This is a genomic window from Halomonas sp. A3H3 (genome assembly GCF_000982975.1).
Taxonomy (GTDB): Bacteria; Pseudomonadota; Gammaproteobacteria; order Pseudomonadales; family Halomonadaceae; genus Vreelandella; species Vreelandella titanicae.
The window spans coordinates 108,820-131,926 of the sequence record NZ_HG423344.1; the positions used below are offsets into that span (position 1 = coordinate 108,820).

General features: G+C 57.7%; 29 protein-coding genes. 24 read left to right on the plus strand and 5 right to left on the minus strand.

The genetic code is table 11. From position 1 onward, the window contains the following. Positions 1-610: hypothetical protein (locus tag HALA3H3_RS27005; RefSeq protein WP_199105206.1), on the minus strand; the 610-nt coding region annotated here is incomplete at its 3' end. 50 nt (positions 611-660) lie between these two features. Here HALA3H3_RS27005 and HALA3H3_RS25595 point away from each other — a divergent pair. Together HALA3H3_RS25595 and HALA3H3_RS25600 are read left to right on the plus strand one after the other, a co-directional pair. After that, a complete protein-coding gene (locus HALA3H3_RS25595) occupies positions 661-912 on the plus strand; it encodes a hypothetical protein (protein WP_053857273.1) in 252 nt (83 codons plus the stop codon). Positions 913-1,021: 109 nt separating this feature from the next. Next, positions 1,022-1,279 carry a hypothetical protein gene (locus HALA3H3_RS25600; protein ID WP_022524282.1) on the plus strand — a complete coding sequence of 86 codons (258 nt, stop codon included), beginning with the start codon at positions 1,022-1,024 and terminating at the stop codon, positions 1,277-1,279. Between the two features lie 246 nt (positions 1,280-1,525). On the opposite strand, the gene HALA3H3_RS25605 is transcribed toward HALA3H3_RS25600, so the two are convergent. Further along, positions 1,526-2,365, minus strand: a complete 840-nt coding sequence (locus tag HALA3H3_RS25605) for a hypothetical protein (RefSeq protein ID WP_022524283.1) — start codon at positions 2,363-2,365, stop codon at positions 1,526-1,528. Positions 2,366-2,514: 149 nt separating this feature from the next. Between HALA3H3_RS25605 and HALA3H3_RS25610 the strand changes: the two genes are divergently transcribed. The 19 genes from HALA3H3_RS25610 (at position 2,515) to HALA3H3_RS25705 (ending at position 18,968) form a co-directional block, all read left to right on the plus strand. Continuing rightward, positions 2,515-2,868 carry a hypothetical protein gene (locus HALA3H3_RS25610; RefSeq protein WP_022524285.1) on the plus strand — a complete coding sequence of 118 codons (354 nt, stop codon included), beginning with the start codon at positions 2,515-2,517 and terminating at the stop codon, positions 2,866-2,868. Continuing rightward, positions 2,861-3,256, plus strand: coding sequence for a DUF6573 family protein (locus tag HALA3H3_RS25615; protein ID WP_022524286.1), 396 nt, complete (start codon positions 2,861-2,863; stop codon positions 3,254-3,256). The genes HALA3H3_RS25610 and HALA3H3_RS25615 overlap by 8 nt, the downstream gene beginning before the upstream one ends. Positions 3,257-3,653: 397 nt before the next feature. After that, a complete protein-coding gene (locus HALA3H3_RS25620; protein ID WP_022524288.1) occupies positions 3,654-3,908 on the plus strand; it encodes a FitA-like ribbon-helix-helix domain-containing protein in 255 nt (84 codons plus the stop codon). Continuing rightward, positions 3,905-4,324 (plus strand): type II toxin-antitoxin system VapC family toxin, encoded by a 420-nt coding sequence (locus HALA3H3_RS25625; protein ID WP_022524289.1) that lies wholly within the window; start codon positions 3,905-3,907, stop codon positions 4,322-4,324. The genes HALA3H3_RS25620 and HALA3H3_RS25625 overlap by 4 nt, the downstream gene beginning before the upstream one ends. Before the next feature lie 48 nt (positions 4,325-4,372). After that, on the plus strand, positions 4,373-6,493 hold the full coding sequence (locus tag HALA3H3_RS25630; protein ID WP_022524290.1) for a site-specific DNA-methyltransferase: 2,121 nt from the start codon (positions 4,373-4,375) through the stop codon (positions 6,491-6,493). 3 nt (positions 6,494-6,496) lie between these two features. Continuing rightward, positions 6,497-9,079, plus strand: coding sequence for a DEAD/DEAH box helicase (locus HALA3H3_RS25635; protein ID WP_022524291.1), 2,583 nt, complete (start codon positions 6,497-6,499; stop codon positions 9,077-9,079). Between the two features lie 158 nt (positions 9,080-9,237). After that, entirely contained in the window at positions 9,238-9,828 is a 591-nt protein-coding gene (locus HALA3H3_RS25640; protein ID WP_022524292.1) for a DUF6927 domain-containing protein, read from the plus strand. 135 nt (positions 9,829-9,963) lie between these two features. Beyond that, the gene (locus HALA3H3_RS25645) at positions 9,964-11,199 is read left to right on the plus strand and encodes a hypothetical protein (RefSeq protein WP_022524294.1); all 1,236 of its coding nucleotides are present in this window, start codon (positions 9,964-9,966) and stop codon (positions 11,197-11,199) included. A gap of 189 nt (positions 11,200-11,388) precedes the next feature. Next, positions 11,389-11,853, plus strand: coding sequence for a hypothetical protein (locus HALA3H3_RS25650; RefSeq protein ID WP_022524295.1), 465 nt, complete (start codon positions 11,389-11,391; stop codon positions 11,851-11,853). A 147-nt stretch (positions 11,854-12,000) separates the two neighbouring features. After that, on the plus strand, positions 12,001-12,345 hold the full coding sequence (locus tag HALA3H3_RS25655; protein WP_022524296.1) for a single-stranded DNA-binding protein: 345 nt from the start codon (positions 12,001-12,003) through the stop codon (positions 12,343-12,345). Positions 12,346-12,458: 113 nt separating this feature from the next. Then, positions 12,459-12,980, plus strand: coding sequence for a hypothetical protein (locus tag HALA3H3_RS25660; RefSeq protein WP_158414259.1), 522 nt, complete (start codon positions 12,459-12,461; stop codon positions 12,978-12,980). A gap of 95 nt (positions 12,981-13,075) precedes the next feature. Then, positions 13,076-13,897, plus strand: coding sequence for a thioredoxin fold domain-containing protein (locus HALA3H3_RS25665; RefSeq protein ID WP_022524298.1), 822 nt, complete (start codon positions 13,076-13,078; stop codon positions 13,895-13,897). A 125-nt stretch (positions 13,898-14,022) separates the two neighbouring features. Then, positions 14,023-14,349: a hypothetical protein gene (locus HALA3H3_RS25670; RefSeq protein ID WP_053857275.1), complete on the plus strand. Its 327-nt coding sequence runs from the start codon at positions 14,023-14,025 to the stop codon at positions 14,347-14,349. Further along, the gene (locus HALA3H3_RS25675; RefSeq protein WP_022524300.1) at positions 14,346-14,798 is read left to right on the plus strand and encodes a hypothetical protein; all 453 of its coding nucleotides are present in this window, start codon (positions 14,346-14,348) and stop codon (positions 14,796-14,798) included. Before HALA3H3_RS25670 ends, HALA3H3_RS25675 begins: the two co-directional genes overlap by 4 nt. Beyond that, a complete protein-coding gene (locus HALA3H3_RS25680) occupies positions 14,795-15,169 on the plus strand; it encodes a hypothetical protein (protein WP_022524301.1) in 375 nt (124 codons plus the stop codon). Before HALA3H3_RS25675 ends, HALA3H3_RS25680 begins: the two co-directional genes overlap by 4 nt. Positions 15,170-15,605: 436 nt before the next feature. Next, positions 15,606-16,541 (plus strand): recombination-associated protein RdgC, encoded by a 936-nt coding sequence (locus HALA3H3_RS25690; protein WP_022524304.1) that lies wholly within the window; start codon positions 15,606-15,608, stop codon positions 16,539-16,541. 201 nt (positions 16,542-16,742) lie between these two features. After that, entirely contained in the window at positions 16,743-17,516 is a 774-nt protein-coding gene (locus HALA3H3_RS25695) for a ParA family protein (RefSeq protein ID WP_022524305.1), read from the plus strand. Between the two features lies 1 nt (position 17,517). Then, positions 17,518-18,693 carry a ParB/RepB/Spo0J family partition protein gene (locus HALA3H3_RS25700; protein ID WP_022524306.1) on the plus strand — a complete coding sequence of 392 codons (1,176 nt, stop codon included), beginning with the start codon at positions 17,518-17,520 and terminating at the stop codon, positions 18,691-18,693. A 5-nt stretch (positions 18,694-18,698) separates the two neighbouring features. Further along, on the plus strand, positions 18,699-18,968 hold the full coding sequence (locus HALA3H3_RS25705; protein ID WP_053857277.1) for a helix-turn-helix domain-containing protein: 270 nt from the start codon (positions 18,699-18,701) through the stop codon (positions 18,966-18,968). Between the two features lie 62 nt (positions 18,969-19,030). On the opposite strand, the gene HALA3H3_RS25710 is transcribed toward HALA3H3_RS25705, so the two are convergent. After that, complete coding sequence (locus HALA3H3_RS25710) at positions 19,031-19,297, minus strand: hypothetical protein (RefSeq protein ID WP_053857278.1); 267 nt, start codon at positions 19,295-19,297, stop codon at positions 19,031-19,033. 14 nt (positions 19,298-19,311) lie between these two features. Then, positions 19,312-20,271, minus strand: coding sequence for a tyrosine-type recombinase/integrase (locus tag HALA3H3_RS25715; RefSeq protein WP_022524308.1), 960 nt, complete (start codon positions 20,269-20,271; stop codon positions 19,312-19,314). Here HALA3H3_RS25715 and HALA3H3_RS27010 point away from each other — a divergent pair. The 3 genes from HALA3H3_RS27010 (at position 20,270) to HALA3H3_RS25735 (ending at position 22,847) form a co-directional block, all read left to right on the plus strand. Next, positions 20,270-20,998: a hypothetical protein gene (locus tag HALA3H3_RS27010; RefSeq protein ID WP_158414260.1), complete on the plus strand. Its 729-nt coding sequence runs from the start codon at positions 20,270-20,272 to the stop codon at positions 20,996-20,998. The genes HALA3H3_RS25715 and HALA3H3_RS27010 overlap by 2 nt on opposite strands. A 418-nt stretch (positions 20,999-21,416) precedes the next feature. Continuing rightward, positions 21,417-21,776, plus strand: a complete 360-nt coding sequence (locus tag HALA3H3_RS25730) for a histone-like nucleoid-structuring protein, MvaT/MvaU family (protein WP_022524310.1) — start codon at positions 21,417-21,419, stop codon at positions 21,774-21,776. A 36-nt stretch (positions 21,777-21,812) separates the two neighbouring features. Next, positions 21,813-22,847, plus strand: coding sequence for a hypothetical protein (locus tag HALA3H3_RS25735; protein WP_022524311.1), 1,035 nt, complete (start codon positions 21,813-21,815; stop codon positions 22,845-22,847). 71 nt (positions 22,848-22,918) lie between these two features. Here the strand turns inward: HALA3H3_RS25735 and HALA3H3_RS27575 are convergent. Next, positions 22,919-23,107 (minus strand): hypothetical protein (locus HALA3H3_RS27575; RefSeq protein ID WP_238326137.1); only part of this gene is annotated, 189 nt, incomplete at its 5' end.

The following is a 23,107-nucleotide window of genomic DNA, read 5'->3' on the forward strand; positions in this document are numbered from 1 at the left end:
TAGGTGGGGATGTTGCACCGAAAGGCGAGCAGGCCGCCGACGCGGCCGGTGCGCCCACCCCGGAGCAGGCCCCGAAGCATGACGCCTCCTGGCTCCTCGAGGACGATGACAGCGCCAGCACGGCCTCAGCCAGCGGTGGGGATGCTGCACCGGAAGAGGCTGTGGCTGCCGGTGGGAACACTGCATCGAAGGATGACCCGGTAGGTGGGGATGTTGCACCGAAAGGCGAGGAGGCCGCCCCGGAGGAGGCTCCGAAGAACGACGCCTCCTGGCTCCTCGAGGACGATGACAGCGCCAGCACTGCACCAGCCAGCGGTGGGGATGCTGCACCGAAGGATGACCCGGTAGGTGGGAACGCTGCACCGAAAGCCGTTCTGGCCGAGGAAGGAGCACAGGAGGCCGAGGCGAAACTGTCGCCAATCGAGCGGCGGTTGCAGAAGCGCCGAGCTAAGGCGAAGAAGGCATCCGCCAGCAACTCCAGTGGGAGTGCGTCACAAGCTGGCAGCGACAATGGTGCTGGCGCGAAGGGCAAACGAGCAAAGGCTGAGGTGGCTGGGCCGCCCAAGCTCTTCAGCTGATCCTTGCGGGAGGCCACCGGAGTCATGGCCATCCCTATCTCTCCTCGAGACCTGCAATCCCGCAGGAATGAGGAGAGAGACCATGCAGAACATTGAAGACGTGCTGATCGTTCGGGAGGAGAGCGACCTCCGTGGATTCTGGCGAGCGTATGAGCGCCACCATGAAGGTGCAGACCCTGCCGAATTCGGCATTGAGCGCAGATGCGCCCAAGTGCGGTTCCATCGACGTGATTGGCCCTGTTCGGCCTCCACGAGGATTTCGATCGATGGCCAGCGCCGCACTTACCCGGTCACGCACGGGCTCTATGGCCTAGTTGTCCGCCCGGATCGCTGATTCCCTGCCTCCCCCAGCTGCTGCTGCTGGGGGAGGCCTCCCTCCAAGTGTCACCCCACCCCCTACCTCCTTATGAGACCTGCATTAGAGCAGGAATGAGGAGGAAAACATGTTTGAGAAGATCCGACGATGGTTGCGAGAGCGACCTCCACTGATGAGGCCTGCAAGCCTCCAGGTTGTCACAGAGGATGTGCGTAAGCTGGGTATCGGCGCCATGGGTGCCGGCGTACTCGGGTTATTCGCCCCAAGTGACAAGATCGCCCTAGGCGATTCCGTTGCCTTGTTTGCTCTGGGTGCTATCATCTGGGTAACAGGCATCATGCTGCATGCGCTCAATGAGCGCAGCCGACCTGATACCGAGGAGTAGGTTATGACACCTTTTGGTTGGATGATCTTGGCTTTTGCCCTGCTTATGGCAGGCGTTTGTGGTTTCACTTACGTTCAGATTTTGCGCAACGATCACCAGCAGCATCGCAACGGCAGTAGTTAGCCCAATCCTGGAGATTGTCACTCTCGCCAGGACAAATCATTGTGATTTGCTATTCAACAGGCTCCCTCCGGGAGCCTTTTCCATTTATGGGGCCGCATCGATCCCGGGTAACCAGAGCGCCAGCTACCCCACCACCTTGGACAGGGAGAGGGCGACAGCCCCCACAATGACCATGCCCCAGGCATACGGGCTGGCAGCCATGCGTGACAACACCTGCCTGACAGGCCGGCGTGCAGTGCTTTGGCAGGCCTCTCGAAGCCGCATGGCCTCACGCTCGAGGCTCTGGCACTCCTGCGCCAGCTTGACGATCTCTCGCTGCTGCTCCGCGATCGCGTCGACGGTGCTGCTCTCCCTGATGTTCAACCGCCAGGCCTGTTCCGCTTCCTCTGTGACCAGCTCGCCGGCTCGCATGGGCTTGGACTTGGCTGTGATGCTGTTACCGGGTGTGCCCGGGGCAAAGGCTATGCCGAACTGCTCATAGAATCGATCTCGCCTATCCTTGTTGTTCCCTCCCCAGCGACCCTCTTTCTCGTCTTGCCAGGACAAGTCGATCCGCATGACCTCAGCGGTGGGCCATTGCTTGGCCCATGCAACGATCTCTGCCATGAGGTATGTGCCAACGCGGTGCCCGATAAGGTCGTGCATGCCGATGATGACGTTACCTCCAGGGCTGCATTGTCCGTCAGTGAGCTTGATGCGCTCGGGCTTCCCGTGGCCAGCCGGCGAGTAGCAGGCAGACCAGGAGAACTGGTTGCAGCCGAATAGGGGGTGCTCGCCGATGCGCCTCACCTTGAGCGTGAGGCGTCGATCCTGACCCACCTGCTGCTCGGTGCGCTGGATGAGCAGTAGCGCTACAGGGTCGGGGCTATCAGGGTGCTGCGGGTGCCGGACCTCGATCACTCTGTCATCGCTGTGGCTGGCGCCTTGGCAGGCGCCTCTGAGGCCTTCAGAAGGAGGGTGCATGGTGTGTCCCGCTGTCTCCGATTTCGCATGCGAAACTGCTCCCGCTACCTTACCACCACGCTCCCGGTTGAGTGTCAGTCCTGCCTCTACCTCCTCTTGAGACCTGCATCCGCAGGAATGTGAGAGAACCAAGAGAGAGAGAAGCAATCATGGAAACGATCGGCGATCGTCTGGAAACCGTTGTCTTCACCCGCAAGAACGGGAACCACGGAGAGTACCTGGGCACTGAGCCTGGCGTGTTCGCTGTGGTGCGAGTAGATGGCCAAACCTTCAAGGTGCGGTACGGCGTGGATCTTGATGCGCCGTGGTGCTGGGAGGTTGAGCATGTAGCGAGCGGCCTTGCCGCCCGCGGCTGCAAGCGCTGGGATCTTGGCATGGCTACTGAGCGACTGACGCGCCTTGTCATGCGCCAAGGTGCCTGGGAGCCTTCCTGGAGCATGACGGAAGTGCCGATGGAAGCCTTCCTTGCAGCTCAGTCCATGGGGGTGCGTGCTCATGTTTGAGGCTACTGACCTGATCCACTCGTATACCCGTAGCGATGCCATCGCAGATGGGGATCTGATTGAAGTCAACGAAGCCGCCAAGGAAGCAGGGTTCAAGGTGCCTGTCGCCCTGACTACTGCTGCCTGGCATGAGCTAGTGGCTTGGGACCAAGCTGCTAGGCCACACGGCCCGCTTCAGGATGAGGCAGGCCGCTTGTGGGATGTTCTGTCGCTCGCGGTTCATGCCGCACGCAAGGAGCGAGACTCGCCCGTAGTCGAGTACACGGTGAGAGTCATGGAACCACGGGAGAACGGCCCACGGGTTGTTCCCAAGCGTGCCGTGATGCACATAGGCCCTGGAGACAACCTTGAGCCGGTGATCACGATCATGCTACCTGGGGAGGACTGACGCGCTCGCGTCATGCTCCATCCTCTTCCCTCAAACCCCTGTCAGCCTAGTGCTGCCAGGGGTTTACCATCTCTATCTCCAGCTGCTAGCCAGGCCTGGCTCCAGGCAGCACGAGGCAGTGCTCACGCAAGCGGACATGATCCGTTCGTTGAACCCTCGCCGTGCGCAGTTGAAAACGTGCTTCACGAACAAGGCGCTGAGGTTGCTGGCCATCACGCTGTGGCGAAGGCGGTGGTTACAGCAACCTATTCTATGGTGCCTACTGCTCTGGCTAGCAAAAATCCAAACGAGAACATCAACGGCCTGGGACTGCGAGGAGTACGCCGTTACCGCACCTTGTTACAGTGCAGTCAAAAAAATACAATGAATGCACTGAATGCAATGGGAGACGCTTCCAATGGCCATGCTGACTGTTCGCAACCTACCTGATGAGGTACACCGCGCCCTGCGTGTCCGCGCTGCCCTGCACGGGCACAGCATGGAAGCCGAGGTACGCGAGATCCTGGAGGCTGCTGTAGCGCCCGAAGGTCGCGTCAAGCTGGGTTCGCTGCTGGCCGACATTGGCAAGCAGGCCAAGCTGACCGATAACGAGTTTGCCGTGTTCGAGCAAGTCCGTGACAAGACACCAGCCAAGCAGGTGAACTTCGAATGATCCTGCTCGACACCAACGTCATCTCCGAACCACTGCGACGGGAACCGGAGCCTCGCGTTGTCGAGTGGATCGACGCCCAGGCCCTGGAAACCCTCTACCTATCAGCCATCACTGTGGCAGAGCTACGGTCTGGAATTGCACTTCTTCCCGCAGGAAAGTGCCGCACTGGTTTGCAGGAAAACCTGGAACGGCGGGTGCTGCCTCTGTTTGCCGGTCGTGTGCTTCCGTTCGATCTCCCCTGTACTCAAGCCTACGGCGAGCTTATCGCTAAGGCCCAAAAGGCCGGGCTGTTAATTGCCGCCGCTGATGGCTTTATTGCTGCCATTGCGGCTGCCAACGGTTTTGCGGTAGCCACACGGGATGCCAGCCCTTTTGAAGCGGCGGGTGCAACGGTTATCAACCCATGGAAAGCATAAGCCCATGTGGCCCATGGTTATCAAAACCAAAAGAATTAGGAGCCGTTAGTGTCACGACTGACCGACTTGATTGCTGATCTAAAAGCAAAAGACCCAAAGCTAGGGGCAGACCTGGACCGGGAGTTTAAGGTTCTTTCATCGCGCTTGCCATTTGGCCTCAACTTTGAGCGCCACCGTCCTGAAGCGGTAGAGCTGCCGCTACGTCCTATTAGAAAAGGCGACAAAGTGCGAGTTCTTCCGCCACGAGGCTCGACCAAAAAAGGCGATCAACGCTTATGGCAGGTTAAAGCAATAAGAAAGAATAAGAACCTTGCAGAGATTGAGCTGACTGGAGGATATGAAGAATCAGAGGCACAATCTGTCTCACTTGAAAACCTGGTGGTTGTCGCGGATTTCCGTGACACAATTTTTCCCGGCTTGATCAGCACTGGAAAAGAGGAGCGCGCTGCTCACCGAAAGCCCTTTCATACCGTAATAAATGGTGAGAACTATCACGCATTAAAGGCGCTAACGTTTACGCATAGAGGGGCTATAGATTTAATTTACATTGACCCGCCTTATAACTCTGGTGCTAAGGATTGGAAGTATAATAATAACTACGTTGAAAGCGATGATCTTTATAGGCATAGCAAGTGGCTAGCTTTCATGGAGCGCCGACTGAATATCGCAAAAGAGTTATTAGACCCGGAAAACTCGGTTCTTATTCTTGCTATTGACGAGAAAGAGTATCTCAGACTTGGCCTATTGCTTGAGCAAATGTTCCCGGAAGCCAAAATAGAGATGGTCACGTCAGTAGTTAACCCACGTGGACGCCATCGACCAGGCCGTTTTGCACGGTCGGAAGAGTATATATATTTCGTAATGTTTGGCGAATCCGTAGTTGGAAAAGAACTTGACCCTGATTTTGAAGGGGGGAGCGCTGTTCCATGGAGAACTTTACGCAGAAGTGATGCATCTTCGGCAAGAGGAACCGCTAAAGGTGGTCCAGCTCAATTTTATCCCATTTACGTGGATGCGACAGGCAACATTAAAGAAATTGGTGACCCTTTACCCCATGGCGCCCCCAGGAACTCTGCACCAGAGATCAGCGGATGTGAGGCTGTATTTCCAATTAGAGATAATGGTTTAGAAATGAACTGGGGGCTGACAGCGCCAGCTCTAAAATCTCTATTAAGGAAGGGGTATGTTCGCGTTGGGAGACACCGGCCATCAAAGTCTCAGAAATGGGAAATTTCTTATTTAACATCAGGGAAAATTGAGGATATTGAATCAGGAAGAGCCACTATAGTAGGCCGCAATCCTGACGGAAGTGTGAAAGCAGAATATATTGAGGATAAGCTAAAGACTCCAACTTCAACATGGGTTCGACCCTCTCATAATGCTGAGACAGGAGGAACGCTTCTTCTTAATCAATTGATACCTAATCGTAAATTCCCGTTCCCTAAATCACTGTATGCGGTTGAAGATGCAATCCGCCTCTTTATAGGCGAGAAAAAAGACGCTACTGTCCTCGATTTTTTCTCAGGATCTGGCACCACAGCACATGCTGTAATGCGATTAAATCACCATGACGGCGGGGTTAGACAATGCATATCCATTACAAATAATGAAGTTTCACCAGAAGAGCAAAAATCACTACGACAAAAAGGTCTCCGTCCAGGCGATTTTGAGTGGGAAAAATTAGGCATTTGCAACTATATAACCAAGCCTCGTGTGAAGGCGGCAATTACTGGAAAAACTCCTGATGGACAAGCAATATTAGCTGATTACAAATTTACTGATAAGTTCCCTATGTCGGAAGGCTTTGAGGAAAATGCTGAGTTTTTTACTCTGACTTATGAGGCCAAAGATGCAGTTAACCATAACTTGGCTTTTAGTCGAATTGCGCCCTTGCTCTGGATGCGTGCAGGCGCACGAGGCAAGCGTATCAATAAGCTCCCCGATGGTGGCTGGGCGGTTTCAGACACCTATGGTTTGCTGGCTGAGGTAGACAAGGCTACGCCCTTCGTCCGGGCATTGCGCGAAGTTGAAGAACTTCGGATTGCGTATATCGTGACGGACGACGACCGCCGCTTTCAAGCCATTGCTCGCCGCCTGCCAGAGGATGTAGAGCCGGTGCGTCTGTATGAGTCCTATCTGACCAATTTCAGCTTTGCTAATGGGGAATAATCGATGAAGTTTACGCTCAAAGATTACCAGGCGGATGCGGTACGTGATGCCCTAGAAAACCTGAATAAGACGCGCACCTACTGGCATAGCCATGGCGATAAATCTGCTTTTTCACTAACTGCTGTAACAGGCGCAGGTAAGACCGTTATGGCAGCTGCGGCTTTCGAAGCCTTGTTTCACGGCGATGATGAATTCGATTTTGATGCCGACCCTGGTGCAGTGGTCATCTGGTTCAGTGATGACCCCTCGCTAAATGAACAGACCCGTTTTCGCCTAAAAGAATCCAGCGACCGTATTAACCACACCGATATGGTCGTAGTTGAGAATACTTTTAATCGGCCAAAGTTCGAGGCAGGGAAGATATACTTCCTGAATACACAGAAGTTGAGCAAGAATAGTTTGCTGGTACGCGGACACGACCAGGACGAGTTGGAAGAAAAGGCAGGCGCGCTGTTCCCGGAAACTCGCCCGGACCTGCGTGCCTACACAATCTGGGACACTATCCAGAACACCATTGAAGATCCTGAAATTACACTTTACTTGGTGCTCGATGAAGCACACCGTGGGATGGGTAATGGCAATAAGGAGAAAAGTACCATTGTTCAGCGCCTGATCAATGGATTCGGTGCCGTGCCGGGTATTCCAGTAGTCTGGGGTATCTCAGCTACGGTAGAGCGTTTCAACAAAGCCATCGAAACCGCAGTGAAAAGGACAAAGCTGCCCGATGTTATTGTTGATTCAGCAAAGGTGCAAGAATCTGGTCTGATTAAAGACATTATTCTGCTGGATATTCCCGACGAAGTAGGCGACTTCGATACGCTCCTGGTGCGTCGGGCTACGGATAAGTTGCGTGAATCGACGGCACTCTGGTCAGAGTACGCCAAGCAGCAGCGTGATTCTGGCATGGTTGTGCCGCTCATGGTATTGCAGGTGCCCAACACGCCAGACCCGAACGAAATAGGCCGAGCCCTGGATGCCATCTTCGCCCGCTATCCAGAACTACCCAGCAGCAGTGTCGCCCATGTGTTTGGTGAGCATACGACTCAGCGATTCGGCAACCGTGACGTACCTTACATCGAACCACAGCGCGTACAGGACTCGACCTGGGTACGTGTCCTGATTGCCAAGGATGCTATTAGCACTGGCTGGGACTGCCCTCGTGCAGAAGTTATGGTGTCTTTCAGGACGGCAAACGACCGAACCCACATCACGCAATTATTGGGGCGCATGGTCCGCTCGCCACTTGCGCGCCGCATTCCAGGCAATGAGCACCTGAATGCCGTGGACTGTTTGTTACCGAGGTTCAATCGCAGGACGGTTGAAAGCGTAGTAGAAGCCTTGATGAGTGGTGACGATACGTCATCTGCTACGCCGGGGCGTATCTTGGTAAATCCGATTGAGATGCATCCAAACCCTTCGGCTTCAGACGCAGTATGGGTATCGTTCGAAGCCCTGCCTTCGCAGACCCGCCCCCAGCGTGCCGCCAAACCAGCCAAGCGGCTTACTGCCTTGGCTCAAGAATTGGCTGATGACGGTATTCTCGAAGGAGCTGGCAGAAAGGCGCATGGTCTACTTCACCAGGCGCTCGACGAGTTTCAGGCCCAGCACCAAGACAAGATCAAAACCAAACGCGACTCCGTTATGACCGTGGATGGAAAGACAGTAGTCGCTGACATGAAAGGCAAGAAAAAGACGTTCAACGAGTTCTGGGAAGATGCTGATATGGCGGTCATTGATGACGCCTACCGCCGTGCGGCGCGAGTGTTTACCCCGGATATTTCTCGTACTTATGTCGAGCACCTTGCCCGTCAGGTGGCCAATTTGGATGACGATCCAGAGGAATTTCTGGAAACCATCGTTGAAGCCCGTGTCACCGTTGCGGGTTTGGGTCTGGTGACTGAAGTTCAGGACTATTTTGACAGAGCCGCAGATGGGATTGCGAAGGATTGGCTTACTCAGTATTGGCCGACAATCAAAGAACTTTCTGATGATAGGAAAGAGTCCTATCGTCAAGTCATTGAGATGAGTACCGACCCTCAGGATGTGGAGCTGGTAAAACCAGAAGCCAAATTCGAACCGACCAAGGTGCGCCAGGGAGAAAAGGAGAGCGACTTACCCACTTGGCAGCATCATCTTCTGTGCGATGTGGATGGAAACTACCCCGCAGAGTTAAATACTTGGGAGCAGCAAGTCCTTGAGCGTGAATCCAAGCAAGATGGTTTCACCTTCTGGTACCGCAACCCACAGCAGCCGGGTCAATCCTCGCTAGGCATCGCTTACCAGGAAGCTGGCCAGTACAAAATTCTGCGCCCAGATTTCATTTTCTTTGCCGAGCAAGATGGCCAAGTTGTTGCCGATATTGTTGACCCTCATGGACTTCATCTGGCTGATGCTTTGCCCAAGCTACAGGGCCTGGCAGTTTATGCGGAGAATCACGCCAACGCGTTCCGTCGCATCGAGTCCGTGGCCGAGGTAAAAGGAAAGCTGCGAGTGCTTGACTTATCCAAGGCTGAGGTGCGTGAAGCGGTCCGAGTAGCGAAAGATGCTATTAGCTTGTTTGGCGATGCTATAGCAAGAGACTACTAATATTGCACTGCTCGTGGTTACGTTTGCCATGTGGCGTAGGCGGCCATTCAGAGAGGCTGCCATTTTTTTCGCATGCGAAACTGCCGGAGGGGTGTCACCCGCCGCCCTATCTCCTATCGAGGCCTGCAATCCAGCAGGTATGAGAGAGGAGAAAGACTATGGGTACTATGTGCATCCCGATGCCGGTCGACAAGAAAGCCTACCTGGACGACAACTGCTCCAGTGCGGATGGCTCCCATATCGTGCTGAAATCGAGCTTTGTGGGATCGACCTACTACGCCGCGGTCAGGATCACCAGGCGGGGTGAGTCGGATGGCGAGCCCCCGGTGACCTTCACGCTCGGCGCGGTCGTCAAGACGAGCAGCATGCAGGGTGAGTTCTGCTACAAGTCGATGGACGAGAGCATGGGGCCGTATGAATCTCAGTGTCCTATCGGCATCCTCATGCTGCTGACGCCGACCGATGAGCTGGTCCGCCTGAGCGTCTTCTCGGAAACCTCGAGGGAGAGGGCCAGTGACTGGCGCGAACGCTGCCGCAAGCATGCCGAGGGAAAGAAGCGTCGTGCTCGACTGAAAGAGGGCGATCGCATCAAGCTGCCGTACAAGGTGCGGTTCGTTGGTGGTCTGGAAGCCGACACGTTCACCAAGGTGAACTTGCCTCGGCGCCGAAACGTCTTCAGGCCAGAAGGGGATTCCTCGTTCGTGAGGCTTACCTCGCAGCATCTCGACGATGCTGAATTGCTCGCATAATCCTTCCAGCCCCCTCTGCTGTTCTCAGCATGGGGCTTTTTCATGCCCGCTTCCCGGCGCCGCTCGATCGGACACTGCCCGCCCTACCTCCTCTTGAGACCTGCAATCCCGCAGGAATGAGAGAGGAGAACGATCATGACTACCCAGACGAGCAAGACCACTTGTTGGATTCCCAAGTGCCACCTCCCCGCGCTGCGAGAGAAGGTGGAGAAGCTGGACCGCAAGGCGAAGAAGCTCGGTATCCAGCCCTTCGAGATCAACGTCCTGGAAGAAGCGGTGAAGCCGTGGACCCACGAGACGGTCGACCTCGAAGATCGCATGTCCTACATCCGTGAGGAGAAGATCCTCGCCGTGAAGGTCGCGATCACAGGCGAGCCCCCGAAGATTGACGGGTATCGCATGCTGGCGCGGATCGACATGGCAGCGGCGCAAGCCGTTCGGGTCACTCCCCTGGCCTGGGCTTGCAGCCGGCTCCCAGAACCGTATCGCTCAGGTGATGCGACGGGGGACTGCGATCACTGCCACATGCAGCGTGAGCGGCGCTACCTCTTCCTCCTGGAGGAGGTGGAGACCGGCAAGATCCTGGAGGTGGGGAAAACCTGCCTGAAGGATTATGTCGGCCGTCAGGGCGCTGAAGCGATGATGCGGCGAGCCCAGCTGTTGATGACCGTGATCAATATGGTCGAGGAAATCGATGAGGTTGGGCTCAGCAACGGTCGTCCGCCTGAGCCGGTGGTTGACCTTCGCTGGCTGGTGGCCGCGGCAGTGCGCCAGATCCGCCAACGAGGCTTCGTGTCACGCGCTCGCGCTGAGGAGACAGGTGACCTCGCCACCGCTGAGATAGTGGGGGAGATGGCACGCTCCGGCCGCATGGTAGGCAAGGGCATGAAGGCCTTTCCCTCGGAGGACGTGGCTCGGGCAGACGCTGTGATCCACTGGGCGCGTAAGGTGCTCCCGCAGAAGGCTGACCTCGGCGAATTCGAGTCGATGATCATTCATCATGCCCGATTCGACATGGTTGGCTTGAAGCGTGGTGTCGGCGTCATGGCCGCAGCGGTGACCGCCTTTGACCGCTATGAGGAGCTTGAGGCTGGCGCTGAATCACTGAAGGCCCTCGGTTACGCCGGGGAGCTTGGTCAGCGCCTGGAGACGAAAGTGGTGCGGAAGCGGTCCTTTTCGTCGGAAACGCGATGGGGCCTGATGTGGAAGCATATCTTTCGAGATCCTGAAGGCCGCCAGATCGTCTGGAAGACTGGTAAGGCCCTCGAGGAGGATAAGGTCGTGTTGAAGGGGCGTGTGAAGGAGCACGGTGAGTACCGGGGGATTCCCCAGACCGTGGTGACACGCTGCTCGATTCGTCCAGCATCATGATTCACTCGCCCCCCCCCCTGCACGCTAAGCGTCAGGGGGCTTTTCCCTGCCCACATACCCTCAACCCTGGCGAGCGCCGATTTCGCATGCGAAATCCGTTTGCCAGCCTTCCGGCGCCAGCTGAGTGGCAGTCCCCGCCCTATCTCCCTCTGAGACCTGCATCACGCAGGAATGTGAGAGGAGAGAGCAATGAACATCGAGCTGATCGTGAACCAGGAAGATGCGCTGGCCTTTGGCCGTGAGTTTGGCGGGCTGCCCCAGGACAGCCTCGAGGAGGATCAGGTGGCATTCGCCATCGACCCCCAGCAAGGGTCGCGATTCGTCCTCCCTCGCCAAGCGGGACGTAGCTGGCGCCAGCCAACACAGCGCGAGATGGCCAGCCTTGGCACTGATGCCAACGTGGCCTTTGAGGTGTTCTCGCTGAATGATCTGGAGGGCTTCGCGTTCTCCACCGAGGACGGGACTGTGATTCAGGTGCGCCGGCCTGACCGTGAGTTGCACAGGGAAAGCACCTTGCAGTCTATCGACAGCGATGAGGACGTGTTCGTGGTGAGCTTCACCAAGCGGTTCTTCCGCCGCATGTTCCTCAACAACCTGGCGCAATGGAATTTCCTCCAGCCCAGGGCAAAGATCGCACGTCACCTACAGCGGTGATGTTTCCCGCCCCCTAACTCTTCGAGCTAGGGGGCTTTTCTCGGTCTATCGAAAAAAATCACCAGGAGGCGGCCATTAGTGTCAGTGGTGCCCCTATCCCCTACCGAGACCCATTCGGTGGGAATGTTGAGAGAGAGGAGATTGAACATGTGGGGCAAGACTATCCAGATCGGTCACATCGGTGAGCCTGAAGCACGCACCAACGACAAGGGAAACACCTACGTTCGGTTCGGCATCAACATGGCCAAGAAGTCGACTGATGAAGCCATGTGGCTCAACTGCATCATCGGTGGTCGCTTCGCTGAAGTGATGAAAGACCGTCTGATGCGAGGCCAACTGGTCTTTGTGGAAGGCGCCTTGTCTTTCCGCAAGGCACAAAATGGCACGGTGTACACCAACCTGATGGTCGACACATGCCGCATCCTGCGTGACCCGCGCTCTGCCAATGGCGGTGCTGGTAACGAGGACGAAGACGGGGAAATCCCCTTCTGAATCATTCATTTATAGCCCCTGGTTAACTCCTGGGGCTTTTTCATGCGTAGACGACAGGGGCAGCCATGAGCGACACCGAACCGAATTCACAGAAGCCCAGAGAACAATCTCCCTTGGCAAGGGTGCTCCCCGTGGTGGGCGGGGCGCTGGGCATTGCCGCCTTCGCCTTGACCGTCATCCCGGTCCAGCTTCCCTGGGCATCGTCCGACGCAGAGACACCGCAGATCGTCACCTTCGACACCGCGAAATACGTGAATGCCCGCCGTGCCGCAGCCAGCAGCCTGCTGGGCGAGGACGGTGAGACACGAGACGCCGCGATCTCCACCCTATCCCGCATCGACAGTGGCGTGCGCCCCGCGATTGAAGAGGTGGCGGATGGCGCCGTGGTGATCGTGCGCCAGGCAGCCGTGCTCGATGGGTCACTCCCGGACATTACCGACACGGTGCTCAGTGACCTCGGCCTTCCGACAGACGCGCCAACGATTGAGACCAGCTTGGATCGCCATGGTGACACCTCTTACAGCTCCTCGGACCTTTATGAAGAGGCCCGTGAGCTTGTTCGCCGAGCCAATCAAGAGGCCCGTGAACAGGCCGCCTCCCGCAGCGAGGCGGACATTGAAGAGCTGCTGCCTTGATGCAGCAGATAGGAAAAACCCGATGTGGCCATGCCATGCATGGCGAGAGACACGCCAGTTCTGCTGGCGCAAACCTAAGCTCAAGGAGCACACCCATGAAGCACCTCACCCTGATCGCCTCAGCTGTCACCATCGCCTCTGCCCTGATGACCGGCAGCGCCTTCGCCGAAGACTCGAAAGCTGAAGGAGGTAAGGAGCTGCCCAAGGCAGTAGCGGACCTGGGCATTCCGGGCGCCAAGGTGGACAAGACGTTCGACACTGGCCTGGAAGGGATCAATGGCTGGGTTATCAGCGTCGAGAATGACACCAACGTGATCTACACCACCGAGGACGGCAAGCATGCGTTCGTCGGCATGATCCTCGGCGAGGGCGGTGAGAACCTGACCCAGGCGCACATGGAAGAGCACATGGAGAACAGCCCCCTGGCGAACATGCCGGGTCGAGCTGGCGCCAGCCAGGCCGACAACGGCTATTCCGACGACGACGAGGCCAAGGCACTGGAGCTGATCCAGGATGCCCCGTTCTACGTCGAGGAGGGCTCTGGCGAGCGCGTGCTGTACGTCATCTATGATACCCAGTGCCCCTACTGTCAGCGCATGTATGAGGCCTCTCGTGATGTCCTCGAGGACGTGACCATTCGCTGGGTGCCGGTGGGCTTCCTGGGAGAGCAGTCGCTGCACGAAGCGGCACAGATCGTGGATTCTGAGAACCCGGCAGAGGCCATGGCCACCATCAAGCAGGGCGGCTCAATCTCCGGGGCCTCAAGCACCGAGGCGATGGATATTGTGAGCCAGAACAGCCAGCTGACTCAGCAGGCGGGCATCGGCGCCACGCCGACCACTATCTACGAGGACGCGAACGGCGAAGCACAGATCCGCCGCGGCGCCCTGCGTGCTGCCGAGATGCGCAACCTGTAACCTCTTCCATGACCGACCAAGGCGCCCAGGCTCCTCCCGAGGGAGCCCGGGCGCTGTGCTAGAGGGCGTCTATGTCACACCATGAACCGCCACGCATAAGTGTTGCTCGACGTGCCCTGGAGGGCATGTTCCCGCAGCTTACCGTCAACCGCATCTTCCCGCGCCAGCCTCGCAAGGTTGGCCATGGGAATCGCGAGAAGACCGTCTACCCCCGCCGCTGGCTGCATCATCCTCTCACCCCGGAGCAGGCCCGCTGGGTAGCGGAGCGCTCTGCTGATTACTGGTTCCGCTGGTTCATTGCGTTCGGCGGGTCCATGTTCCTCTCGGTGAAGCTGGGGCCACCCTATGGGGCGTTTCTCCACCTGGGCTTTACCATCGTTGCCGGCTGGACGCTGATTGGCGTAGCTGTCGCAGTCGGCAGGAACCGGAAAAACCCGAGGATTGACGCATGACACAAGGCAAGGAGCCCTGGCTGGCAGGGCTGGGCCGGTGGCTCACCGGACGGAAGGCCCCCGCTGGCGAACAGGCAACAGTCGACCCAGGGGATCGCGCCATCACGGCAGCCACTCGCAGCCTGGCGCTGGACATGCTGAACGAGGCCCCCTCCCATGAGCGGTTCGCCCCCAAGGAGGTCGTCGTCTGGAAGTGGGGGATGAAGAACAAGGCCGTGCCCTTGGCTGGGCAGACAGCGTTGGTGATGAAGGTCCGAGAAGAGGCGCTGGTCGATGACACCCAGCAGCCGTCATCGACCTACTACATGGAGCCCCTGGATGTCCTGATCGGCGTCTACACCCATGAGGGCATCTTCCGGGAGCTATGGATCGACGGCCGCAGGCTGTGTCATCGCACCGATCGACGGGCAAAAGCTACCGGCTATGGCTCCCCAGGGGAGGCCTCATGAACGACGAAGCCAGTATCAAGGTCTCCGACACCCCGCCGCAGTTCGATGAAATGATGAGCAGTCTCGCCCGCCAGCAGTTGGGTCTCGATGCCCGGTACACGGTGTATGCCGTGGCCACCGACCAAATCGATGAAATCGAGCTGGACCTAACCGATAGCTCTGAAGACCTCCATCGTCAGAGCTTCACAGTCCACCTCCCTGCTGGCCTGGCCAGGGTCAGCCTTGCGCCCTACGAGGATGGCGTCTGGCACCTCAAGGAAGCCGTCCATGGCGTTGTGAACCTAGGCCACGACGCTCGTGAAGCGCTTGCAGCGGGCAGCTCTAAGCCCCGCCCCCGGATCGCTCTACCTCCCCGTGGGGGCCGGCACTAGGCGCTTGATCCTTCGCAGTCCTATAAATTGTCGTCTGGTATTGTTACAATATGGCGCATGCAGATACTCGCCTTGAACAGCTCCGAGAGCTTCCTCTCACGAATGAAGACAAGCGCTACATCACGCACTGCCTCAATGAAGGCAGGGTGGAGGATGCAGAGCCGGTTCTGGCGGCGTATGCGTCATGTTGGGCCACCGCAGCTGACGGAGCCCCAGATCGAATGCGGGATAATGCCGGCCGTCGAGCGGCCAACACCTTCCTCCGGGAGGCTCTGGGCGTCGATGGGCCGGCGTCCCTCCGGTAAGCAGCAGCGCCAGCTGCCGGTGTAGCTGGTGGGGAGGAGGAGTTATACCGTTATCTATAGCGCGCCTAACTCTATGCCTACCCGACACCTGCGCCCCTATCCATAGTCACCACACTGCAATAGGGGGTTACATGTTCGACAATGCTTTGATCTACCGAGCCCACAGCCACTTCCCTGGCGCCGACCAGCTGGCACAGCTGTGCCAGAAGCAGCTGTTCCGAGCCTGCGCCGCGACCGAGGCCAAAAGGGTAGGGTGGTCGACCGTCTGTGGTGACCAGATGGTGCATTCGGTGAACTCGCAATTCCTGGTTCTGCGCTTCAGCCGGCAAGAGCGGCTACTTCCTGCCGCTGCGGTCAAAGAAGAGGTTGAGGAGCGTGCTGCGGCACGCGAGAAGGCGTCTGGATCTCCGTTGCGGCGAGCTGAGAAGCAGATCCTGAAGGAGGAAGTCTACGAGGAGCTGCTGCCCAGAGCGCTGAAGCGCACGGGTCACTTCCTGGTGGCCATCGACACCCAGCGAGGCTGGATTCTGGTGGATGCCGCCAGTCGCAAGAAAGCTGAGGAAGCGCTGGACTTGCTCCGGCTGAGCACCGGCTCCTTGAAGGTCACACCTCTCGCCACTCGCGATCGCGCTACTGACCTGATGACACGCTGGCTGGCCAACCCGGCTGAGCGTGCGGAAGGCTGGGAGCTGGGCGAGGCATGCCAGCTTGAGTCTCCATCCGGGGATGAGGGCGTGATCAAAGCCACCGAGGTCGACCTCGAGAGCGACGAGATCCAGCAGCACCTCGAGGGCGGCCGAATCTGCTCAGCTCTTGCAGTGGCCAGAACCGACCAGCTGGCGCTGGTTCTCCAGGACGACCTGGCGCTCAAGAAGATCAAATTCGATGAGGCGCTGATCGAGGGTGCTGACCCTTCCGATGACGATGCCTCGGCCTTCGACACCGAAGCCCATTTGCACATCCCAGCCCTCGCGGCCGTCATCGAGGAGCTGATCGGCTTACTCGGTGGCGAGGTCAGCCCGGTCATCGATGAGGAGGCCTCCACCGAGGAACAAGAGGCAGCTTAGGCCTCGGCATAACCCTCCACGGCCTGGCGCCCGCTAGGCCTTTTTTATGCTCTACCTGTCCCGTCTTATGATCCTTGTCGGCTCACTTTATGTCGACTATTATGTTTCGCATGCGAAATTGGCCTGGCCAGGCCCTGCATCCTGAGCCGGGTAAGGACCAACCATCCTGCCTCCTCTGGAGGCCGGGCAACCGGGGACACCATGACCAAGATCATCAGCTTCGCCAATCAGAAAGGCGGCGTCGGCAAGTCGACCATCTGCCTCCAGACAGTCTTCCACCTACAGGAGGCAGGGTTTCGGGTGCTCGCCATCGACCTGGACCCTCAGGGCAACACTTCCAGCCGCCTGAGCCAGCAGGAAGGCGAGTACACGGGAACCCCCTCCGCGTTCCTGTTCCGGGAAGACTACACCGACATCCGCCCGATGCGGTGCGCCCGTGGAATGGACCTGATCTGGACCGAGAAGAACGACCCTGAGCTGTCGGAGATCGAGTCCATGCCGCTCAACTGCGTGCTCAACCCGATCAACAACCTGAAGGCCAGCGGAATCCTGGAGCACTACGACTATGTAGCGGTCGACTGCCCGCCCAGCCTTGGCCGGAAGCTCGTCGCCGCTCTCACCATGTCCACCCACGTCATCTGCCCGGTCCAAGTGAGCGGCTTCGCCCTGGATGGCGTCGAGGGCCTGCTCAACACGATCATCAACGTCCAGGAGGAGCTGAATCCCGACCTGGAGAACACAGGCATGGTGATCAACAACCTGAACCGCAACTTCCCCTCTCACCTGCGGGCATGCGAGCAGCTGCGCGAAGCAGTCCCCGATCTGGTCTACACCGCGGAGATCGGCCTGCGCGGGAAACTGGACGAGGCCAACAACCTCGGCGTCCCCGTGTGGAGCATCAAGACGACCTCAGCGCGTGACGCGGCGAAGGACATTCGGGCTGTCATCAACGAACTCATGGAAAAGGTGGGCTGACATGGCACTGGGAAACCTGAGCAACCTACAAAGTCTGTCTCGTCGCTCCAAGGGTGCGAAAGAGGTGCTGATGCTCGATACCGCCGAGGTAGAGCCCAAGCAAGGGCAGGTACGAGAGAAGTTTGCTGGCATCGAGGAGCTGGCCGAGTCGATTAAGGTGAACGGCCAGGAGCAGCCGATCATCGTCTACCCCAAGGACGAGAGTGGGAAATACCGCATCCAGAAGGGTGAGCGGCGCTGGCGAGCCTGCAAGCTGGCTGGTGTGCCAGTGGAGGCGATCGTCAACAAGAAGGAGCTGGACGACCTGGATGAGACGGCTGGCGAGCTGATCGAGAACATCCAGCGCGAGAACCTGACCCCGATGGAGATCGCCAAGGGCATCCAGAAATTCATCGATCGCGGCTGGCAGGGCATGGATGTCGCCAAGCGGCTGGGCAAGTCCCGGGGGTACGTCTCCTCCCACCTGTCCCTGCTGAAGCTCCCCGATTGCGTGATGCGCCTCTACGATGAGGAGGTTACGTCTGACCCGGAATCGCTCAACACGCTGCGCCAGCTGCACTCTATCGCCCCGGAACAGGCAGAGCGGATCTGCGCCAAGGCCCTGGAGGAAGGTATCAGCCGGAAGGCATGCCGTGAGCTTCTGAAGCAGGCCAAGAAAGGCGGCCTGCCTGAAGATCCCGAGATCCCGTCCCCGGAGAATCCGGCGCCGGCTCCTGGCCCTGGGACCAACGACGACCAACCGAGCCTCCGGGGATTCGAGGAACCCTCTGGGGGCGGCGATGGTGGCAAGGAGCCAAATACCGGCACCTCCACGGGCTCAAGCGAAGCGTCATCCAGCCCTTCGCCTGGCCAGGGAGGTTCTGCTGCGGGAGAAGAAGCTGGCGCTGGCGCCGAGCTGCCGCAAGAGGACAAGGCCACTCCAAAGCGGGATGCACGGAAAGGCCCTGAGGCCAAGGGCGCCACCCCGCCACAGCCAGTACCCACCAAGGAGCCGGCACGGGCTCGGATCGTGGTCAGCGTCAGCACCTCAGACGGGCATCGCAGTGGTGTGCTGCACACGGATCGCATTGACCCTGAAGCGGGCTATTGCTGGGTTCGCCTCGACAATGGTGACGAGGAGCCGTTGCGGGCGCGAGTATCGGACGTACAGCTGCTTGGCGTCGAAGGAGAGGAATAGCACCGATGCCGAGCCTATCGCGAGACACACAGCGCAAGTACGCCATTCTGCGGGCGATCGACATCATGGAGCGGCCGTCGCTTCAGGACATCGCCTCGGAGACTGGCATACCTGCCGGCACCGTCAAACGACAGCTGACTTCGATCCGGGAGGAGCTGAAGGTGAAAATCCTCTTCATCCGAGACCCAAGCTCTCCAGAGGGCGCCAACGGGTACTACTCCCTCGAGGGGTGGGGCATCCTCGACCCGTCTTCCTTCCGCAATCACTTCGGTTGAAGCCGAACGGCCACGCGACCCAGGGAGGCCACGGCCTCCCTTTCTCATGTCTAGCTGCCTGGCTAGAAGTGGCTCAGAGGCCGGAAGTCAGGGTTCAGATCATCCAGGATGTCTCCCAGATCGGCCAGTGCGTCTCCGTAGCACTCATGGACAACTCCTGAGGACACCCGGTTGGGCATGTCGTGCTGATCGAGCACGACGAGAAGCAGACCCGGCGCCCCGTCTCGGGTTATCACGTCGATGTTCCCCCACAGATTCTCCCGCGAGACCGCATAGCTCAGCATCTCTCTGAAGCGCTCACGGTCATGCAGGATCTGGATGTTTCGCATTCCGGGCTCCTGGTTCATTGTCCCTTCATCGCCTCCTCGAGGCGACGTTCTGCGCTACGGTCATAGCGCTGCGTGGTCGCTAGGTTCGAGTGCCCCAGCGCATACTGCACGGTCAGCACGTCAATGCCACGATCAAGCAGGTTGGTGGCAAAGGTCCGCCTGAAGTCGTGAGGGGCGCATTCGTCTATGCCGGCCTGGGCCGCACGCTCCTTGATGATGTAGTAGACGGCCTGATCGGTCAGCCTCTGATCGCACACCACGCCATGCCGGCGCACCCTCGTGAACAAGGGGCCAGTGTCACGGGCAAGACAGGACTGCCAGGCCTGGAGCCGCTTGAACGTCCGGTCGGGCAGGAAGACCAGCCGCTCCTTGTTGCCCTTGCCGACGATTCTGATGGCTTTACGGCTGGTATCGATCGCCTCCAGGTCCACCGAAACGCTCTCCGACCGGCGAAGCCCTGTCGATACCAGCAGCTGGAGCAAGGCTGCATCCCGGATGCCCTTGGGGCTGTCGTCAGTTTCGCATGCGGAACTGAGGGCCTGGATCGAGGCTTCATCCAGATGGACCCCTTTGGGCAGACGGGAGCCAGGAACGCCCTTCAGGTCGCGGATCTGCTGGTAGCTCTCGCTGTCCATGTCCCCCATGACCCATGCCTCACGGGCGACACCCTTCATGGCCGACAAGGCAGCATTGACCGTGGCTGGCGCCTTTCCCACCTCGGTCATCATCTCCACGATCGACCGGACATGCTCACGGCGTATCAGCGCCCATGGGCACCCCCGGATGTCATAGCCACCGCTCAGCTTGGCGATGAACTGAAGGTGCGAGCGCATCGTGACCCGGCTGCGCCGGGAGTTGAGGTTCAGCAGGTACGAGAGCCCTGCATTGCCTTTGGCCTCCGAGAGTGCGTCCTGGGCGCCGGCCGCAAGTGCCTGGGAGGCTTGGGGGCGAACAAGGGTCAGCTCGCTATCCATGGCCACCCTCCGTCTCGGTCGACACGAGCTGCTTGAGGTGGTCGGCTTGGTGACTCGAGCACTGCTCAACCCCGTCCAGGTTGCCATGCTGGTGCTTCAGCTCGTAGAAGCCATCGCCTCCAGGCACCTCCTCGACATAGACACGCTGGCGCTTGAGGCCGCCCGGGATGGTGCAGCTCAGGTGCTCCAGGACAGAATCAGCGTCCTCCCGGATGCTCACGATCTCTCCGTGATCGCGAAGGATCACCATGAAGTCATTGGTCAGGACTGCCGAGTAACCGGCTCTCGGCGGCATCGTGATCTGATCTACCATTCAGGTCTCCAGCACAGATGGTTGGCGGGCTCGCCCGGGCCGCGGCCTCGCGGGCACCGCCAGGTGGATTCAGCCATGGCCATCACTTCCCTTGGCCAGGGAGCGATGAGCAAGGTCTCCCGTGTAGCAGCCCATCGATCGCTACACCTCCTCGAGGCACCATTCAGCAAAGGCCTCCTGCTGATGCTCGCTACAGGGGGCGAAGCCGGTGAAGCGGCCACCCTCGATCCTGATCTCATCGAAGCGCCCCATGGTGTCGCGGTAGTAGACTCGCCGCCGCCCCAGGTCACCCAGCTCAGCAGTCAGGCGGTCGATGACGCCCTGGGCATCGTTGGTGATGGAGCGCGGCCCATCCTGATCGATGATCACCACCAAGGTGTCGCTGACGAGCGCGATCTTGTAGATGGCCTGTAGCTTCATGCGTGAATCCTTCTCCGGTGGCCCTCAGGACAGGCTAGTTGCCCCTATCGCCCTTCTCTACTTTCTTAAATAGGTATTTTAATAAGTAGAGATAGGGATGGCCAGACCAAGCTACATTTTATGTGGATCTAGGCAGTCACTCGTAAACGATAAAATTACGCCTATTAACCTGTTTTCATTCGATTTATCGGTGTTATCGACGGCTTTCGTGCCGCCTGTACGCAAAATCTGAGCGCCATTGGCGGGTGTTCTCCTCTGGATTTTGCACAGCGGCGCCTGTCCAGCGGCCCAGCACACTGCCAAGTCAGAGGGCTTCGGCAGGTCGACCAATCACCAAGGAGCCCATTGACACCGGGTTAAGCAGTCGCCAATATGTGCTTTGCACACTTACCATATCCATAGGGGTTTAGGAATGAGCATCCTCGCTAGGTACTTCCAACTCGAAAATGAGGCCCAAGAGCTTCGCAGGAAGATGCAAACTTTAGAGGACACTCCTGAGTTCAAAAGGGAAAAGGAATTTATAGATAAGCTCAGAAGGCTAATGGATGAATATAATAAGACAAATGGCGAGGTTATATCAGCTCTTGCCCCTGAATCAAGCATCGAGAACACTGAAAGCAAAAGAAGAAGAAAAAGAAAACTTAAAGTATATAGGAACCCTGAGACTGGTGAGGTTGTAGAAACCAGAGGTGGCAACCAGAAGACATTGAAGGCATGGAAAGAACAGTACGGGGCAGAAACTGTTGATTCATGGCTGATTGAAGAGAAGTAATCGGTTATATTGTGCAGCAGGCTGTAGAGGTTTACGATGTCTAAAAAAAGCAGCAATGACAAGGATATACAGGCCATCTCGGTGAGCAAGTCGGCTCAGCTCGACCTTTTCAGCCTGCTAGACGCCCGTGATGGCGATTATAGCAATAGCATCGATATTTATGATTCTTTGCCTAAATATTCGCTCGAGCGGCGTCGGCGCTTTACTGATATTCGGCAAGCCGCCGCGAAAGAACGTGAATGCCGGGTGGGTGGTCGCGTAATAAAAGTAAAAGTCCGCCCTGCTCTAATTGAAACACGTCCTGGGAAACCTGAGCTTGTTTACCCAGGTGAGCGCGAAGAGATCATTGAGGATGCTTTGAGAAAACTCGCTGTAAATGGCGGGATCGCGATGATTGACGGAAAGGTGGGTGTGCTATTCACATTCTATCAACTTCGCAATGAATTAAAGAGAAACAATCACGAGTTTAAACTTAGCGAAATAAAAGAAGCTATTCTTGTTTGCCGCGGGGCTCAACTTGAAACGGTTTCTGAAGATGGGGAAACGGTTATATCATCGAGCTTCTTCCCTATGGTAGGTCTTACCACAAGGAAAGACTTGAAGCTGAGGGAGGGGGATACAAAGTGCTATGTTCAGTTTAATCCCCTGGTGACTGAAAGCATTCATAACCAGACTTTCAGGCTGTATGACTATAAAACGTCTATGGCTATTAAGAGCCCCCTTGCTCGCTATATTCACAAGAGAATGAGTCACCATTGGAGTCAGGCCTCCTCCACCAATCCCTACACGCCGCGGCTTGTCTCCTTTCTCAAAGGGAGTCCGAGGGGGCTCTCTGACCGTATGGCCACGAATGTGAGGGCCATGAAGATGGCTCTTGATACGCTGAAGGAGCATAATGTCATCGATAGCTACGATGACAGCGAACGAATCAAAGACGGAAAGAAACTGACCGATATTGTTTACAAGATATACCCTACTAAGCAGTTCGTTAAGATCATAAAAAAGGCGAACTACAAGAATGGGATAATATCTACAAAAAAGGCTCTTACAGCTTCTGAAGAGAGTGAGTAGGTACGAAATATATTACTCCCTTTCATGCTAGCCGCGAGATATTAACTGCGGCTTTTTTATTGCCACTGGCTTTAATTATGCCGGCTACGGCTGTCCTCTCCAGGATCGGTGGAAATTCTGCACTGTTGGTAGGCTTTGTCACCACCGCCGCCCTCACCCGGTCCGCGAGAACCCTGCACCGTTGGCCGCCCAGGGCACCGGCTCCCGGCCCGACCGTAGGTGGGAACGCTGCACCGTTCGTCGCTCTCAGCAGCGCCTGC

Coding starts and splice junctions, on each gene's coding strand:
- HALA3H3_RS25625 (WP_022524289.1), top strand. CDS start 3,905: ATGATCCTGCTCGACACCAACGTCATCTCCGAACCACTGCGACGGGAA.
- HALA3H3_RS25605 (WP_022524283.1), bottom strand. CDS start 2,365: ATGCACCCTCCTTCTGAAGGCCTCAGAGGCGCCTGCCAAGGCGCCAGC.
- HALA3H3_RS25715 (WP_022524308.1), bottom strand. CDS start 20,271: ATGGATAGCGAGCTGACCCTTGTTCGCCCCCAAGCCTCCCAGGCACTT.
- HALA3H3_RS25730 (WP_022524310.1), top strand. CDS start 21,417: ATGAGCATCCTCGCTAGGTACTTCCAACTCGAAAATGAGGCCCAAGAG.
- HALA3H3_RS25675 (WP_022524300.1), top strand. CDS start 14,346: ATGACACAAGGCAAGGAGCCCTGGCTGGCAGGGCTGGGCCGGTGGCTC.
- HALA3H3_RS25650 (WP_022524295.1), top strand. CDS start 11,389: ATGAACATCGAGCTGATCGTGAACCAGGAAGATGCGCTGGCCTTTGGC.
- HALA3H3_RS25710 (WP_053857278.1), bottom strand. CDS start 19,297: ATGCGAAACATCCAGATCCTGCATGACCGTGAGCGCTTCAGAGAGATG.
- HALA3H3_RS25595 (WP_053857273.1), top strand. CDS start 661: ATGCAGAACATTGAAGACGTGCTGATCGTTCGGGAGGAGAGCGACCTC.
- HALA3H3_RS25735 (WP_022524311.1), top strand. CDS start 21,813: ATGTCTAAAAAAAGCAGCAATGACAAGGATATACAGGCCATCTCGGTG.
- HALA3H3_RS25655 (WP_022524296.1), top strand. CDS start 12,001: ATGTGGGGCAAGACTATCCAGATCGGTCACATCGGTGAGCCTGAAGCA.
- HALA3H3_RS25600 (WP_022524282.1), top strand. CDS start 1,022: ATGTTTGAGAAGATCCGACGATGGTTGCGAGAGCGACCTCCACTGATG.
- HALA3H3_RS25670 (WP_053857275.1), top strand. CDS start 14,023: ATGTTCCCGCAGCTTACCGTCAACCGCATCTTCCCGCGCCAGCCTCGC.
- HALA3H3_RS27010 (WP_158414260.1), top strand. CDS start 20,270: ATGGCCACCCTCCGTCTCGGTCGACACGAGCTGCTTGAGGTGGTCGGC.
- HALA3H3_RS25680 (WP_022524301.1), top strand. CDS start 14,795: ATGAACGACGAAGCCAGTATCAAGGTCTCCGACACCCCGCCGCAGTTC.
- HALA3H3_RS25700 (WP_022524306.1), top strand. CDS start 17,518: ATGGCACTGGGAAACCTGAGCAACCTACAAAGTCTGTCTCGTCGCTCC.
- HALA3H3_RS25665 (WP_022524298.1), top strand. CDS start 13,076: ATGAAGCACCTCACCCTGATCGCCTCAGCTGTCACCATCGCCTCTGCC.
- HALA3H3_RS25620 (WP_022524288.1), top strand. CDS start 3,654: ATGGCCATGCTGACTGTTCGCAACCTACCTGATGAGGTACACCGCGCC.
- HALA3H3_RS25690 (WP_022524304.1), top strand. CDS start 15,606: ATGTTCGACAATGCTTTGATCTACCGAGCCCACAGCCACTTCCCTGGC.
- HALA3H3_RS25610 (WP_022524285.1), top strand. CDS start 2,515: ATGGAAACGATCGGCGATCGTCTGGAAACCGTTGTCTTCACCCGCAAG.
- HALA3H3_RS25640 (WP_022524292.1), top strand. CDS start 9,238: ATGGGTACTATGTGCATCCCGATGCCGGTCGACAAGAAAGCCTACCTG.
- HALA3H3_RS25615 (WP_022524286.1), top strand. CDS start 2,861: ATGTTTGAGGCTACTGACCTGATCCACTCGTATACCCGTAGCGATGCC.
- HALA3H3_RS25695 (WP_022524305.1), top strand. CDS start 16,743: ATGACCAAGATCATCAGCTTCGCCAATCAGAAAGGCGGCGTCGGCAAG.
- HALA3H3_RS25705 (WP_053857277.1), top strand. CDS start 18,699: ATGCCGAGCCTATCGCGAGACACACAGCGCAAGTACGCCATTCTGCGG.
- HALA3H3_RS25645 (WP_022524294.1), top strand. CDS start 9,964: ATGACTACCCAGACGAGCAAGACCACTTGTTGGATTCCCAAGTGCCAC.
- HALA3H3_RS25635 (WP_022524291.1), top strand. CDS start 6,497: ATGAAGTTTACGCTCAAAGATTACCAGGCGGATGCGGTACGTGATGCC.